Annotated in this window: 12 protein-coding genes; 8 read left to right on the forward strand and 4 right to left on the reverse strand. The window is 72.4% G+C overall.

Features of this window, described 5'->3' with window-relative positions; all coding sequences use genetic code 11:
• Positions 1–274: 274 nt before the first annotated feature.
• Entirely contained in the window at positions 275–991 is a 717-nt protein-coding gene (locus HC362_RS02730; RefSeq protein ID WP_243082169.1) for a TetR/AcrR family transcriptional regulator, read from the forward strand.
• Here the strand turns inward: HC362_RS02730 and HC362_RS02735 are convergent.
• Positions 982–2,397, reverse strand: coding sequence for a hypothetical protein (locus HC362_RS02735; RefSeq protein WP_347568529.1), 1,416 nt, complete (start codon positions 2,395–2,397; stop codon positions 982–984). The genes HC362_RS02730 and HC362_RS02735 overlap by 10 nt on opposite strands.
• Before the next feature lie 322 nt (positions 2,398–2,719).
• Between HC362_RS02735 and HC362_RS02740 the strand changes: the two genes are divergently transcribed.
• Positions 2,720–3,367 carry a DUF305 domain-containing protein gene (locus HC362_RS02740; protein ID WP_243088325.1) on the forward strand — a complete coding sequence of 216 codons (648 nt, stop codon included), beginning with the start codon at positions 2,720–2,722 and terminating at the stop codon, positions 3,365–3,367.
• Between the two features lie 344 nt (positions 3,368–3,711).
• Here HC362_RS02740 and HC362_RS02745 read toward each other — a convergent pair whose 3' ends face one another.
• Positions 3,712–4,473 (reverse strand): DUF6214 family protein, encoded by a 762-nt coding sequence (locus HC362_RS02745; protein WP_347568410.1) that lies wholly within the window; start codon positions 4,471–4,473, stop codon positions 3,712–3,714.
• Positions 4,474–4,730: 257 nt separating this feature from the next.
• On the opposite strand from HC362_RS02745, the gene HC362_RS02750 reads away from it, so the two are divergent.
• The 4 genes from HC362_RS02750 (at position 4,731) to HC362_RS02765 (ending at position 8,820) form a co-directional block, all read left to right on the forward strand.
• Positions 4,731–5,840 (forward strand): sialidase family protein, encoded by a 1,110-nt coding sequence (locus HC362_RS02750; protein ID WP_243082171.1) that lies wholly within the window; start codon positions 4,731–4,733, stop codon positions 5,838–5,840.
• A gap of 59 nt (positions 5,841–5,899) precedes the next feature.
• The gene (locus HC362_RS02755) at positions 5,900–6,577 is read left to right on the forward strand and encodes a uracil-DNA glycosylase (RefSeq protein ID WP_243082172.1); all 678 of its coding nucleotides are present in this window, start codon (positions 5,900–5,902) and stop codon (positions 6,575–6,577) included.
• Complete coding sequence (locus tag HC362_RS02760; RefSeq protein WP_243082173.1) at positions 6,574–7,734, forward strand: BadF/BadG/BcrA/BcrD ATPase family protein; 1,161 nt, start codon at positions 6,574–6,576, stop codon at positions 7,732–7,734. The genes HC362_RS02755 and HC362_RS02760 overlap by 4 nt, the downstream gene beginning before the upstream one ends.
• Before the next feature lie 102 nt (positions 7,735–7,836).
• Entirely contained in the window at positions 7,837–8,820 is a 984-nt protein-coding gene (locus HC362_RS02765) for a hypothetical protein (RefSeq protein ID WP_243082174.1), read from the forward strand.
• 255 nt (positions 8,821–9,075) lie between these two features.
• Here HC362_RS02765 and HC362_RS02770 read toward each other — a convergent pair whose 3' ends face one another.
• The gene (locus tag HC362_RS02770; RefSeq protein WP_243082175.1) at positions 9,076–10,173 is read right to left on the reverse strand and encodes a lactonase family protein; all 1,098 of its coding nucleotides are present in this window, start codon (positions 10,171–10,173) and stop codon (positions 9,076–9,078) included.
• Positions 10,174–10,342: 169 nt separating this feature from the next.
• On the reverse strand, positions 10,343–11,932 hold the full coding sequence (locus HC362_RS02775; RefSeq protein WP_243082176.1) for an FUSC family protein: 1,590 nt from the start codon (positions 11,930–11,932) through the stop codon (positions 10,343–10,345).
• A gap of 114 nt (positions 11,933–12,046) precedes the next feature.
• On the opposite strand from HC362_RS02775, the gene HC362_RS02780 reads away from it, so the two are divergent.
• Together HC362_RS02780 and HC362_RS02785 are read left to right on the forward strand one after the other, a co-directional pair.
• Positions 12,047–12,745 (forward strand): HAD family phosphatase, encoded by a 699-nt coding sequence (locus HC362_RS02780; protein ID WP_243082177.1) that lies wholly within the window; start codon positions 12,047–12,049, stop codon positions 12,743–12,745.
• 335 nt (positions 12,746–13,080) lie between these two features.
• Positions 13,081–13,620 carry an HAD domain-containing protein gene (locus tag HC362_RS02785; protein ID WP_243082178.1) on the forward strand — a complete coding sequence of 180 codons (540 nt, stop codon included), beginning with the start codon at positions 13,081–13,083 and terminating at the stop codon, positions 13,618–13,620.
• Positions 13,621–13,702: the final 82 nt, after the last annotated feature.

The following is a 13,702-nucleotide window of genomic DNA, read 5'->3' on the forward strand; positions in this document are numbered from 1 at the left end:
CCCGGCGGGAGAAAGTGAGGGCTGCGGGAGGGGTGTTGGCGGGCCGCCCGTCCTCTAGAGTCGGGCCAGCAGCTGCCGCAGTCGGGAAGCCGAACCCGCGCTCGCCGGTCCGCCCGCCGGGCTGCCTGGTCGACGCCGATACCGGGGCGATCCCCCGCGTCGCCCCGATATCGGCCGCTGTACCGGATGTCCGTGCTCCGTACCCATGGGCCACGAACGCCCGAAGTCGTGCTGAGTATATTGGCTGTCGGCCAGTCAACGCAGGAGTTACAGCATGTCCCCCCGGAGCGCATCGGTCAATGAAGAGTTGCGCCGACGCTCGCGCGAACGTCTGCTGCAGGCGACCGTCGAGCTGGTCGCCGAACGCGGGTACGAAGCCGCGACGCTGGGTGCGATCGCCGACCGGGCGGGCTCGGCACGTGGGCTGATCTCGTATTACTTCCCCGGCAAGCGGCAGCTGTTCCAGTCGGCGGTGCACCGCCTGATGCATCTCACGCTCGCCGAGGCCCTGGATTCCGGCCCGCTGCCCGAAGGCCCGGCCGGCGGGCAGGAGATGCTGGCACGGGCCATCGACGCGGTACTGGGACTGGCGCGCGAACAGCCGGTGCTGATGCGCGCCCATATGGCGGGCATACTGCAGCAGGAGGGGTTCGTCCAGTGTGACGAGCAGCAGCGGCTGGCCTCACTGCTGCGTGCCGCCATGGTCCGCTACGGCTCCTCCGACCCGGACACCGCCTACCCGCTGCTGCGGGCGAATCTCATGGGAGCCGTCGTCGCGGCTCTGCTGCCCGGCGCGCCGATGCCGCTGGAGCGGCTGCGCGGTGAGCTGTTCGCCCGGTACGGGCTCAAGTGGGAGCAGGGAGTGCCGCCGGAGACGACCCCGGCGGGCGGTGCGGTCTCACCCGCGCTGCGCATCCGGCGGCTGCAGCGGCTGCGGCCGTGCGGCTGGGAGGTCTCCCCCGGACCGCACGGCGCGCAGGATCAGCGGTAGTCGGGCTGTGTCTGTACGTTGAGCTCGCGCAACCGGACTCTTCCGGCGCTGTCGGTGCGCCGGTCGTCGATGCGCAGCACGTCGAATCCCTTGACGATGTCGTTGGAGTAGATGTGCCCGTTGTAGTAGTACGCGGACCAGGAGCCGCCCGTCACCAGGGAACTGGTGGACAGCGGGCCGCGTTCGAAGTACGCGATCTCACGGGGCTCGGACGAGTCGGTGAACTCCCACACCGAGACACCGCCCTGATACCACGCCTGGACCATGATGTCGCGGCCCTTCGCGGGTACCAGTGAGCCGTTGTGCGCGACGCAGTTCTCCGTCTCGGCCTGGTGGCGCGGGATCTTGAAGTACGAGCGGAGCACCAGTTTCCGCTCGTCTCCCTTGCCCTTCAGGTCGTAGATACCGTCCGCGCCCTTCTGGTCGCCGGTCTCGGCGTCGCAGGTGGGGGCACCGCCACCGCCGAGCTCGTCGGTGAAGACCACCTTCCGGCCGTTCCGGCTGAAGGTGGCCGAGTGCCAGAAGGCGAAGTTCTCGGTGTCCCGCACGCGGTCGATGACGCGCGGCCGCTCCGGACGGCGGATGTCCATCAGGATGCCGTCCCCCATGCAGGCACCCGCGACCAGTCTCAGCTTCGGGTAGGAGGTGAGGTCGTGACACCCCGTGGTCTCACTGGCGCGGGGCCTGTCCGGGTCGCCGGGGAAGCCTCCGTCCGGGAAGAGCACCTGGAAGTCGACGAGTTCCGCCTTCTGCGGCTTGCTGCGGGGCACCTTGACGATGGAGATGCCGTCGTGCGGGGGCCGGCAGTCGGGGAAGGAGGCGTCCGGCCCGTAGGAGGACACATAGACGTAGACGTTCCTGCCGTCCGGCACCAGAGTGTGCGTGTGTGAGCCGCAGGGCGTCTCCACAGCAGCGACGTACTCGGGGTTCCGCTTGTCGCTGATGTCGAAGACCTTCATGCCCTCCCAGGAGCTCTTCTCGGTGGCGGGAGCCCTGGTGCTGTTGCAGGAGTCGTCACTGCGCGAGGAGTCGGTGGACAGGAACAGCAGATCACCCGAGACCGAGACGTCGTTCTGCGAGCCGGGGCACAGCACCTGGCTGACGACCTCGGGCCTCCTGGGGTTGCTGATGTCGTAGACGGTGAAGCCGTCGTAGTTGCCCGCGAAGGCGTACTTGCCCTGGAAGGCGAGGTCCGAGTTGGTGCCCTGGAGCGCACCCTTGGGCAGGTTCGTCAGGTGCGTCATGTTGGCGCTGTGGACGATCTCGTCCTGACCGGGAAGGTCTCCGTCGCGGATCGCCTTCTCGGTCCGCGTCCGGTCCCGTTCGGTCACCTTCTTCGGCGCACGCGGCACGTCCCCCGGGTCGGGTATCGCCGCGGCCGGACCGGCGGCCAGCAGCGCGGCCAGCAATCCGAGCACGACAGCTGCGACGGCGCCCGGCCTCGACGGCCGGGTGGATCCATGGATCGAGGTCACTGCTACCTCCCTTGTGTCCGCCCACCCCGTGGGTGGTGGGGCGGTCACGGACTCCGGCAGTATGCCGTGGAGCATGTACATATCAATAGACGGGATTGGGCAGTCCTCGGCCGTCTTTACGCCCGCCGCGCCGGGCCTCACGCTCGAGGCAGCGCTCCGCCGACTGATGCCCCTTCCGCACCCGGAGGACCATGTGACCGACCGTCACAGACCCCGAACCGGCCGCCTCCCGGCCGCTGCCGGCGCCCTGGCCATGAGCCTCGCCCTCACCGCGCTGCCCGCACTGACCGGCTGCACCAGCGGGGACGGGGACGGCACAAAGGAGAAGAAGACCCAGGCCGGCCCGTCCGTCATCGCTCCCGGTGAACCCGGCGAGAGCGCCCGGACCCTCTCCCCGGAAAAGGCCCGCCAGAAGTCCGGCGGCGGCCACACCGCGCCGAACTCCGCCGACTTCACCTACATCACCATGATGATCGAGCACCACGAGCAGGCCGTGGTCATGTCGAAGCTGGCACCGAAGCGGGCCGCCGACAGCGACGTACGGAAACTCGCCTCCCGCATCAAGGCCGCACAGGGACCGGAGATCAAGGCGATGCGCGGCTGGCTCGAACAGCACGACGACTCCGGGCACACGGATCACGGCGGCAGCGGCGGCGGAAAGGGACATGCGGCCATGCCCGGAATGGCGACCGGAGCTCAGCTCGCACAGCTGCGCAAAGCGCGCGGCAGAACGTTCGACCGACTCTTCCTCACCCTGATGACCACCCACCACAAGGGCGCCGTCACCATGGCCGTCCAAGCACTGAAGGACGGCAACGACGTCCGGGTGGAGGAGATGGCGACAGAGGTCGTCGCCCAGCAGCGAGCCGAGATCAAGCGCATGAGGCAACTACGACACTGAACGGGCCCGCACTCCGTGCGCCACCCACGCCCTGGGCGCCAGGCCTCGCGCTCCCGGCAACACGCCCCGCCCCGGCCAACACGCCCCCCGCTCCGGTGGGGCGTGCCCCGTGCTCCGGGCGCAGGCCGCCGCGTTCCCGGCGTACGGCACCGGCACTGGCCGACCACGCCGCGGCGAACGCCCCGGCGACCCGGGCACGGCGGGCGCTTGGCGTGCGGCGCCCTCGGGCCGCCGCGCGACGTGCGCTCGGTGGGTGGCGCCCGGCGCGCGCGGTGACTGGGGGCGGCGTACGGCGCGGCGGTCGCGCGCGTATGGCGCTCGGCGCACCGGAGGTCGTCAGCCGCTCACCGGCGGGCGTGGCGCGGGCTCAGCAGTCCCGCGTCGCGGGCTCTGGCGATGACGCGCAGCGACTTCCGCCTGCTGCGCCCGGTGAGCCGCATGACAGCAAGCACGGGATCTTGGCCTCGCTGCCGGGCCGCGGTGTAGGCGTCGGCCGCCGCACGGAGGGCGTCCCTGCCCCGGGGCCCCGGCGGCCGCCTCCAGCACCGGACAGGCGCGGACGGCGGCGTCACAGGGGGTGCGGCGGCCGGTGTCTGGGGGCGGGACGGTGGCTGGGGTGCCCGATGCGCTGGTGCGGGCGAGCGCGGGGCGGCCGGGGGCTCCGCGACCACCGACGGCACCGAGGCCACAAGTGGCTGAGAGGGCGCAGGTCGCTGAGCGGCAGGCAGGCGGCCGGGCCGCAGTACGCAGGCGCCGGTGGCCCGGACCGTGGGGGCCGCCTCGGGCGGGCGGATGGCGGGCGGGCACGCTCTGGCGAGCGGTTCTCCGAGGCAGGGAGCGAGCTGGGCGAACTCCTGAGAGGTCAGTGGCGGGTCGGCTCGCACCTCCTCCAGGCGGACCCGCCCGTCCACCACGGCGGCCACGACTTCCACCTGGGTGCCGTCGGCGCGGCGGACGCCGACGGCGTACCAAGGCGGCCGGGCACCGACGCCGTGCGGGGGTCCCGCGCCGGTGCCGTAACCCCGCAGCTTCCAGGCCGTACGCGGCGGCGAGGACGAGGCGCGATCCGGCGGACCGCCGTCCCATTCGTACGAGTGATCCGACAAGTAGCAAGAGCAAGGGGATCTCTCCGACACGTCGGCACCGTAGACCCGGCAGCCCGGGCGGCGCCCACACGGCGCGCTCGGCCGGTCGGAGGGCAACCCTGACGACGGAGCCGGTGGCAGCCCGAACGGCGCACCGGCATGCCGCCGTCCGGGGGTGGCACGCGCCGTTGACCGGGAGTCCGCGCAGGCCGGGCGGCATTGTCAGTGGGCGGGTGCAGACTGTTCCGTACTGAACGACGTCTGAAGGCGGTGCCGCCATGGCGGACGTACTACTCGCGGTAGGGACGAGAAAGGGCCTGTTCCTCGCCCGGCAGGAAGCCGACCGGAGGGGCTCGGCCGGCTGGGAGTTCACCGGCCCGTATTTCAACGCACAAGCCATCTACTCCTTCTGCCTCGACCGGCGCGGCTCCGGGCCGCCCAGACTGCTGGCCGGAGGAGACAGCGCCCACTGGGGCCCGTCGGTCTTCCACTCCGACGACCTGGGCAAGACCTGGACCGAGCCCGAGCGGCCTCCGGTCAGATTCCCCGAGGACACCGGCACCTCCCTGGAGCGGGTGTGGCAGCTCCAGCCAGGAGGGGAGAGCGAGCCGGGCGTGGTGTACGCGGGGACGGAGCCCGGCGGACTGTTCCGCTCGGTGGACGGCGGGGAGTCCTTCGAGCTCGTCCGCCCGCTGTGGGAGCACCCCACACGCGAGGAGTGGGTGCCCGGCGGCGGTGGGCTGGGGCTCCACACGATCCTGGTCGACCCCCGCGACGCCCGGCGGGTGACGGTCGCCGTCTCGACGGGCGGCGCCTACCGCACGGCCGACGGGGGCGCGAGCTGGGAGCCGTGCAACCGGGGCGTATCGGCGGTCTTCATGCCCGAAGGCCGGCAGTACCCGGAGTACGGGCAGTGCGTGCACAAGATCGCCCGGGACGCCGGGAACCCCGACCGGTTCTACCTGCAGAACCACTGGGGTGTCTTCCGCAGCGACGACAACGCGACGAGCTGGCGGTCGATCGGCGACTCGCTCCCCTCGGACTTCGGCTTCCCCGTCGCCACCCATCCGCGCCGGGGCGGCGTGGCCTACCTCTTCCCGCTGAACGCGGACGCGGACCGGGTGCCCGCCGGGCACCGCTGCCGCGTCCACCGCACCCAGGACGCAGGTGAGAACTGGGAAGCGCTGGGCACCGGTCTGCCCGAGGCGGCGCACTACGGGCCGGTGCTGCGGGACGCGCTGTGCACGGACGACGCCGACCCGGCCGGGGTCTACTTCGGCAACCGCAACGGCGAGGTCTTCGCCAGCGCGGACGAGGGCGAGAGCTGGCAGCAGTTGGCCTCGCACCTGCCGGATGTGCTGTGTGTACGGGCGGCGGTGATCGACTGACCGGACGTTTCCCTGAGGGCGGGCCGGGCCGGGCCGCTGAGCCAGTAGAGTGACGGCTCGTGGCAGCACGACCGTTGAACGAGATTGTCGAACCAGGCTGGGCGAAGGCCCTGGAGCCGGTCGCCGAACGGATCGCCGCGATGGGCGACTTCCTCCGCGCCGAGATCGCCGCGGGGAGAACCTACCTCCCGTCGGGGGCGAACGTCCTACGGGCGTTCCAGCAGCCCTTCGACGAGGTGCGCGTCCTCATCGTGGGCCAGGATCCGTATCCCACCCCGGGGCACGCGGTCGGGTTGTCCTTCTCCGTGGCACCTGAAGTCCGGCGGCTGCCGGGCAGTCTCGAGAACATCTTCCGTGAGATGAACAGCGATCTGGGTCTCCCCCGCCCGTCGAGCGGCGATCTGACGCCCTGGACGAAGCAGGGCGTCCTGCTCCTCAACAGGGCGCTGACAACAGCGCCACGGCAGCCCGCCGCGCACCGCGGGAAGGGCTGGGAGGAGGTCACCGAGCAGGCGATCCGCGCGCTGGTGGAGCGCGGGCGCCCGATGGTGTCGGTGCTGTGGGGCCGGGACGCGCGGAATCTGCGGCCGCTGCTGGGCAGTCTGCCCGCTGTCGAGTCCGCGCACCCCTCCCCCATGTCCGCGGACCGCGGGTTCTTCGGCTCGCGTCCGTTCAGCCGGGTCAACGAACTGCTGGCCCAGCAGGGGGCCGACCCGGTGGACTGGCGCCTGCCGTGAGCCGGACGGCAGCCACCGGGAGCGCGGCGCCACCCGCCGTGGACGGGTGGCTGCTCGGCGTCGACTCGGGCGGGTCCGGGCTGCGGGTCGCGCTGGCACGTCGACACCCGGGCTCGGCAACGCCCGGCGCGGGAGAGGCCGCTTCGCCTGCGCTGGAGGCTGCTTCGCCGGTCCCCGGCGGTTTTCCGGAGGTCGTCGGTTCCGTCGTATGCGCCGAACCGGTGCGTACGGGGGCCTCCGGCATCGACGCCGCGCATATGGCCGGGCAGTTGGTGCCCGCGGTGCGCTCGCTGCTGGCGGAAGCCGGAGCGGACGGTGACGAGGGCGCCCCTGCGCACATCACGGCAGCGTGTGTGGGCGCCGCCGGGATGGCGACCCTCGGCGACGGACTGCGGGCCGAGCTCCCGGGGATACTCGCGCGAGCCTTCGGGGTACGGCGACTGGCGCTGGCCGCTGACGCGGTGACGGCGTACGCCGGTGCGCTGGGCGAACGGCCCGGCGCCGTGGTGGCCGCCGGGACCGGAATGATCGCCATGGGCACCGATCTGGCGACCTGGCGGCGCGCCGACGGCTGGGGACACCTGCTGGGCGACTGCGGCAGCGGGGCGTGGATCGGCCGAGCGGGCCTGGAGGCGGCGCTGCGGGCCTTCGACGGCCGCTCGGGCGGCTCGGCGGCGCTGCGAGCGAGCGCAGAGGCGCGGTTCGGCGAACCGCTCAGCGCGCTGCCGGGTCAGCTGTATCCGCGTACGGACCGGGCGGCCGTTCTGGCCTCGTTCGCGCCGGAGGTGGCACGGTGCGCAGTGGAGGCGGAGGACCCTGTCGCGGCGGAGATCGTGCGGGCGGCAGCACAGGAGATCGCCGCTGCCGCCGTAGCCGTGTGCCCCCGCGGCGGCCCCGGCATCGGCGCTGTGGACGCAGACGAAGGGGTTCGGGTCGCCCTCACCGGCGGGCTGTTCAAACTCGGTGACGTGCTGACCGCGCCCCTGCGTGCGGAGTTGGCGCGGCTGCTTCCCGGCGCCCCGGTCGTGGAGGCGGCGGGCGGACCGCTGGAGGGAGCGCTGCTGGTCGCGGCACGGCTGGCGGCGGGCAGGCTGGCGCTTCCTTCCGACCCGGCACTGTTGTCACTCGCGGACCAGGGGCGACAATACGTGGAGTGAGCGGGCGACCGCCACTGCTCCGAGTGGATGAATCGGGACATAAGCCGATCGGTCTCCCCCGGTTGAACAGCCAAGCGCATGAAGGCATTAGCATGCGGGCGCATGAGCTCCCCCACAGGACCGGACAATGGCCTGCCCGTACGAATGCCACGTCCCCGCCAGCCCGGACGGCACCGCCGACCGGAGCCCGTCGTCGCCCCCGAGGGCGCGCCGGCACTGGTTCTGGCTGTCCCCGGCGCGCCCTCCAGTGCCACGCGCGGTCTCGCCGAGGAGACGCTGAGCATCGCGCGTTCGGAGCTGCCCGGTCTCGACGCGCGCGTCGGTTTCACCGAGGGCGACGGCGAGGAGTTCCCGACCATCCGCACCGCCCTCACGCAGGCGGTGACCGACCGAGCGACCCGCCGCCGGTACGCGCGCGAGGCCGCTGCCATGGCGGAGGAGACAGCCGCACAGGAGGGCGGCGAGCGAGCGGTGGCGGCGCCGGCCCGGGAGCCGGCCGACGACGGTCTGCCCGCCGTTGTGGTGCCCCTGCTGGCCGGCCCGGACGCCGCGCAGCTGCGGCGCATCCGCCAGGAGGTCCTCAACAGCGGCTCGGGCGCCGAGCTGACCGATGTACTGGGTCCGCACCCGCTGCTCGCCGAAGCCGTGCATGTGCGGCTCTCCGAGGCCGGTCTGGCGCGCGCCGACCGGGCGCGGCTCTTCACCGTGGCGACGGCGGCGGACGGCATCATCCTGGCGACCATCGGCGGTGAGGAAGCCGTGCAGGCGGCCGGGATCACCGGCATGCTGCTGGCTGCCCGGCTGGCGGTACCGGTGCTCGCCGCGGCGCTCGACGACGAGGGCGCCGTCCAGCAGACCGCCGAGCAGCTCCGGACCTCGGGTTCGCAGCAGCTGGCCATCGCGCCGTGCCTGATCGGCCCCGAGATCGCCGAGGGGCTGCTGGAGGCGGCGGCCGAGGAGGCGGGCTGCTCGGCGGCCGAGCCGCTGGGCGCCTACCCGGCGCTGGGCAAGCTGGTCGCCTCCACGTACGCGGCCAAGGCCGGCATCGCCCAGCCGCAGGCGCAGCAGGGCGCGCCGGTGCGCTGAGCGCCCGGGGAACACTGTCGGCGGCCCTTCGACGGGCCGTTCGGCGGGGTCCCTCGATGAGTCGTTCGACGGGTCCTTCGAGGAGCCGTCCAAGCCGCCCGGCCGGTGGGCGCCAGGCCGGACCGACTGCGGGACAGCCCCGGACCGGCTGCGGGACGGCCGACCGGAGCGGCATCCCGGAGCAGCATCGTCGCGGGATCGGCAAGGGCGCGTTTCCGGCGCCCGGTTGCGCGGCTCGGCTGACCCGGCGACCCGCTACGCGAAGACCACGCAGGAGGCGGCTGGAGCCGTCAGGGAGCCGGTCAGGGCCGGGGTTCCGGTGACCGGGTCGACCTCGAACCAGGTGACGTCGCCCGAGCGCTCGTTGGCCGCGTAGAGCCACCGTCCCGTCGGGTGTGCAGCCAGGTCGCGAGGCCAGTGACCGCCGCAGGGCACGGTGGTGACCAGCTCCGGGAGTTCCCCCGAGGTCAGGTCGAGAACGGTCACGCTGTCGTCGCCCCGATTGGCGACCCAGGCGAACCGGCCGTCCGGCGACAGTGCCGGCGCGGAGGGATAGTTCTCGACTGCCGCGCGTTCCGGGGGCAGAAGGAAGGTCTCGCCCAGCGGTTCGAGTTCCCCGTGGCCGGGGTGCCAGCGGCAGGTCGTCACGGTCGATTCGAGCTCGTTGACGACATGGACGACATAGGCCCGGGCGGCGTCCCTGCGTTCCCGGCTGTCGGCCGGGAAAGCCAAGTGCCGGGGGCCGGTTCCGGCACGCAGCGGGACCTCCCGGTGCAGCCGCAGCCCGGCCTCCGGTGCCCGCAGGTCGTAGATCCACACCGAGTCGGTTCCCAGGTCGGTGCAGAGCAGCCACTGTCCGGACGGATCCGGGACCACGGCGTGCGCATGAGGTCCATCCTGCCGCTCGGCCACCGGTCCCCGGCCGTGGTGCTGGTGGGTCTGCGCGCGGGTGCCCAGGCTTCCGTCGGCGCGGAGCGGGAGCGCGGTGACGCTGCCCGAGGTGTAGTTGGCGGTGTAGAGCCGACGCCCGGCCACGGCGAGGTGGGTGGGCCCGGCACCGGCCACGGAAACGGTCTGCCCGAGCGCTACGGGGCCGTCGGGTCCGGTCCGTGCGGGTCCGTCGAGAAAGAAGGCCGCTGCTGCGCCCTGGTCGGTCTCGCTGACGGCGTAGAGGACGCCGCCTCCCGGCGACAGGGCCAGGAACGAAGGGTTCGTGACGGCGCCTTCGGAGTGGTGCAGCGCGGTGAGTGCGCCAGTGTCGGCGTCGAGCTCCGCCGTGGTGATCCCTCGCCCTCCAGCGGAGGTGAACGATCCGATGTAAGCGCGCGGCTGCCGTTCCGTTCCGTCAGCCATCGTGCCGCTCCCTTCGCCCCTCCGTGCGGGGGCACGACGGTAGCAGGGAACAGGCAGTTGGTCTGGACCACGACTCACGGCTGACGGCTGACGGCTGAGACTCGCGGCTGACGGCCGCCCGCCCCCCAGGGGCACCCCGTCACCGGGACGAGATCCGCAGGACTCGTCCTCAGACGGTCGCCCTCGGAGGCGTGTGCAGCGGGGTGGCGAGCTGATGGAGGGCGTCCTCCAGGGCGTGCAGGTGCTCCAGGGCGCGGTCACCCGGCGCCGACGGCTCGACAGCCGCACGGGCGGCGGCAGCGGCCGGAGCGAGCGCGCTCGGCGCCGCACCACCCGGGGCCGGCCCCGGGGCCGCCAGGCGACGCACGGCGGCTTCGACGCGCTCACAGGCCGCCGTCAGCCGCGCGTCGTGCGAGGCGGCCGGGTCGGCGGCGGCCTCGGCCAGGCCACGGACCTGCCGGGCGCAGTCGTCCAGCAGCGCCAGCACCTGGCGTGCCCTGGCCTTACGGGCGCGCAGCGGGCTGAGTGGGTGGACGAGAGGCGCGACCGACAGCCGTACGCGCCCCAGAAGCAGCTCCAGCTCGGCGATCCTGGGCCCCGGACCGTCCCCGCCCTCGTCCTCGGCCGCACCCGCGAGACGACGCGCGGCGTCCAGGGCGCACTCGTGGACGCAGTGCACCGCCCGCCGTATCCACACCTCGGTCGCGGCGTGCGTGGTGACGGGGAGAACCAGCGCGACGGCGAGCGCAGCGCCCAGGGCGCCCACAGCCGTCTCCTCCAGCCGCAGGCCGAGCAGGCCCGGGTGGAGCACGCCGAGCAGGCCGTAGAGCATGCCGACCATCAGCGTGACGAAGAACATCATCCAGGAGTAGGACAGCGGTGCCGTGTAGAAGATCCCGAAGACACAGCAGGCGACGACCGCGAGCGTGGGCGCGACAGCACCGTCCGTGGGCACCGCGACGAGCAGCCCCGCGGCGAGGCCGGTGACGGTGCCGAGCACCCGGCGGAAGCCGCGGACGAGAGTCTCACCCCGCGAGGCGGTGTTCACGAAGATCCACCACGCCGCGCCGACTGCCCAGTACCAGCGGTCCAGGGAGAGCGCCTGCCCCGCAGCCAGTGCGAAACCGCAGGCGAACAGCGCCTGGAAGGCCTGCCGGGTGGTGGGACGGCTCAGCCCCCGGCCACCGATCGGCGCGATCGCGGGCTGCGGCCGCGCACCCCGCTCGATGGGCCACAGCACGAACCGGGTGAGCGCGGCGGCGAAGAGGGCCAGGAGGCCGGCCGCGAAGATCTCCGGCAGCTGGTCGGGGACCGTGCGCAGGAACTGCGCGGCGAAGAACTCCATGAACGCGAAGATGCCGACCGCGTTGCCGCGCGGTCCCCAACGCCGGGCGTAGACCCCGGCGAAGACGACCGCCAGGAAGGCGGCGTCCCGGGCGAGCGGCAGCTCGTGCAGAAAGGCGGCCAGCGCCAGTACGGGGAATCCGGCGAGCGGCAGCAGGGCCGTGGTGCCGGCCTGCCCCCGCACCGTGGGGTCGGCCACCGTGAACAGGGCGAGCAGCGCCACCAGCCCGCCCGCGACACAGGCCTGCAGCGGAAGGCCGACGAGCACACACACCGTGACGGCGAGTCCGATGCCGATGACAGCACGTGACGAAATGCGTGCTCTGAGGGTGCGTTCTGGACCGAGTGTCGCGACGGTGCGACGGAGGAGATGTGCTGGGGTCCTTCCCCCGGGCTTCCGAAGCGACTTCTCCAAAACCCCTCCAATCCGGGCTGACCTGGGCGGCCACGTGTCCACATGCTGGTACGAAGAGGAAAGCACCCCTTCCCACCTGCGGCCAAATCGCACGCGTTTGGCATGCTGGAGCGCATGATCAGTGCTCCCGCCGGTCCCGCGGTCGTCTTCGACCTCGACGGCACCCTCGTCGACAGCGAGCCGCACTACTACGAGGCGGGCAGGCGCCTGCTGACCGCGCACGGCGTGCCCGGCTTCACCTGGGAGGACCATTCGCGGTTCATCGGGATCGGCACCCGGGAGACCCTTGAGACGCTCCGCCGTGAGCACGGCCTCACAGCGCCCGTGGAGACGCTCCTGGCGGAGAAGAACCGTCTCTATCTGGAGCTAGCACGCTCCGGCACAGAGGTATTCCCCCAGATGCGCAAACTGGTCGAACGTCTCCACGCGGCCGGACACCCGCTGGCCGTCGCCTCCGGTTCCTCACGCGCCGCCATCGACGCCGTACTCGGTGCGACCAGCCTGGATGAACTGCTGCCGCTCAGAGTGTCGGCGGAGGAGGTGCCCCAGGGCAAGCCCGAGCCGGACGTCTTCCTCGAAGCGGCCAGCAGGCTCGGCGTCTCCCCCGCCGACTGCGTCGTCATCGAGGACGCCCCGCCCGGCGCGGAAGCGGCCCGACGCGCCGGCATGCGCTGCGTCGCCGTCCCCTACGTACCGGCCCACGCCACGGACCCGGCGTGCACCGGTGCGGACCTGTTGTTTCCCGGCGGACAGCGCGAGTTCGACGCCCAGAAGGTGCACGACTGGATCACCGGCCTGCGGGCCGGCCTGTGACCCCTTTCGGCGCTCACTGTTCGACCTCCGCCGACTCCCAGGCCCGCTTCCCCGCTTCGTTGCCCGTCCCGGTCCCGATCGTGCACAGCGCTGCTTTGACGGCCCCCAGCGAAATTGGATCGAGCATGCCGCCCCTGCCCCCATGTGCCTGCGCTGCCCGCCGCCGTCTGTTGCCGCGGCCGCCGCTGCGACGTTTGCCGTAACAGCGCGCCGGTCATGTCCGCCGCCCACCTCAACTGCCGTTTCTCCGGCGCCGACGCGGCGCGGATGGTCAACTCCGTTGTCGTAGTGGGCGGGAGTTCTCGGTGCCGTTGTTGGCTCGCTATGTTGCGGCCGTGACTGGTTCCGCGGAGCGTCCCGTTCTCTTCCTCGACATCGATGGACCGCTCATCCCGTTCGGTGCGCCGACACCCGCCGGCAGCCCGGGTGCAGGTCCGGCTCCGGCATTCCAGAGCGAGCGCGAATCGTCGGCTCCGGGGCAGAACCCGCTTCTCGACAGACTCGACCCCGAGCACGGACGCAAGCTGGCGGCGCTCCCGTGCGAGCTGGTCTGGGCGACCACATGGATGGCCGACGCGAACGAGTGCGTCGCGCCACGGCTCGGCCTGCCAGCGCTGCCCATGGTGGACTGGCCGGAGCCGTCCGAGGAGGAGGAGCGCGATGTGCGCGCGGGATTGCACTGGAAGACGCGCACGCTCTCCGCCTGGGCAGCGGGACGGGCGTTCGCCTGGGTCGATGATGAGATCACCGACAGAGACCGAGCCTGGGTGGCCGCCTGTCACGGCGAGCGTGCCCTGCTCCACAGTGTCGACCCCCGTGTCGGACTGACCGACGCGGACTTCACCGTTCTGGGCGACTGGCTGAGCGGCTGGTGAGGGGATCCGCCCCTGCCCTACGTCTGGCGCACCAACCGCCGGAGAAGTGTCGGGCATGGTGCTCTCCTCTGAACGATGACGG

Source organism: Streptomyces sp. 891-h, from assembly GCF_022760275.1.
Taxonomy (GTDB): Bacteria; Actinomycetota; Actinomycetes; order Streptomycetales; family Streptomycetaceae; genus Streptomyces; species Streptomyces spirodelae.

Excerpts from the sequence above, each read along its gene's own strand:
- HC362_RS02730 (WP_243082169.1), top strand. The coding sequence starts at position 275 with ATGTCCCCCCGGAGCGCATCGGTCAATGAAGAGTTGCGCCGACGCTCG.
- HC362_RS02740 (WP_243088325.1), top strand. The coding sequence starts at position 2,720 with ATGAGCCTCGCCCTCACCGCGCTGCCCGCACTGACCGGCTGCACCAGC.
- HC362_RS02750 (WP_243082171.1), top strand. The coding sequence starts at position 4,731 with ATGGCGGACGTACTACTCGCGGTAGGGACGAGAAAGGGCCTGTTCCTC.
- HC362_RS02765 (WP_243082174.1), top strand. The coding sequence starts at position 7,837 with ATGAGCTCCCCCACAGGACCGGACAATGGCCTGCCCGTACGAATGCCA.
- HC362_RS02770 (WP_243082175.1), bottom strand. The coding sequence starts at position 10,173 with ATGGCTGACGGAACGGAACGGCAGCCGCGCGCTTACATCGGATCGTTC.
- HC362_RS02780 (WP_243082177.1), top strand. The coding sequence starts at position 12,047 with ATGATCAGTGCTCCCGCCGGTCCCGCGGTCGTCTTCGACCTCGACGGC.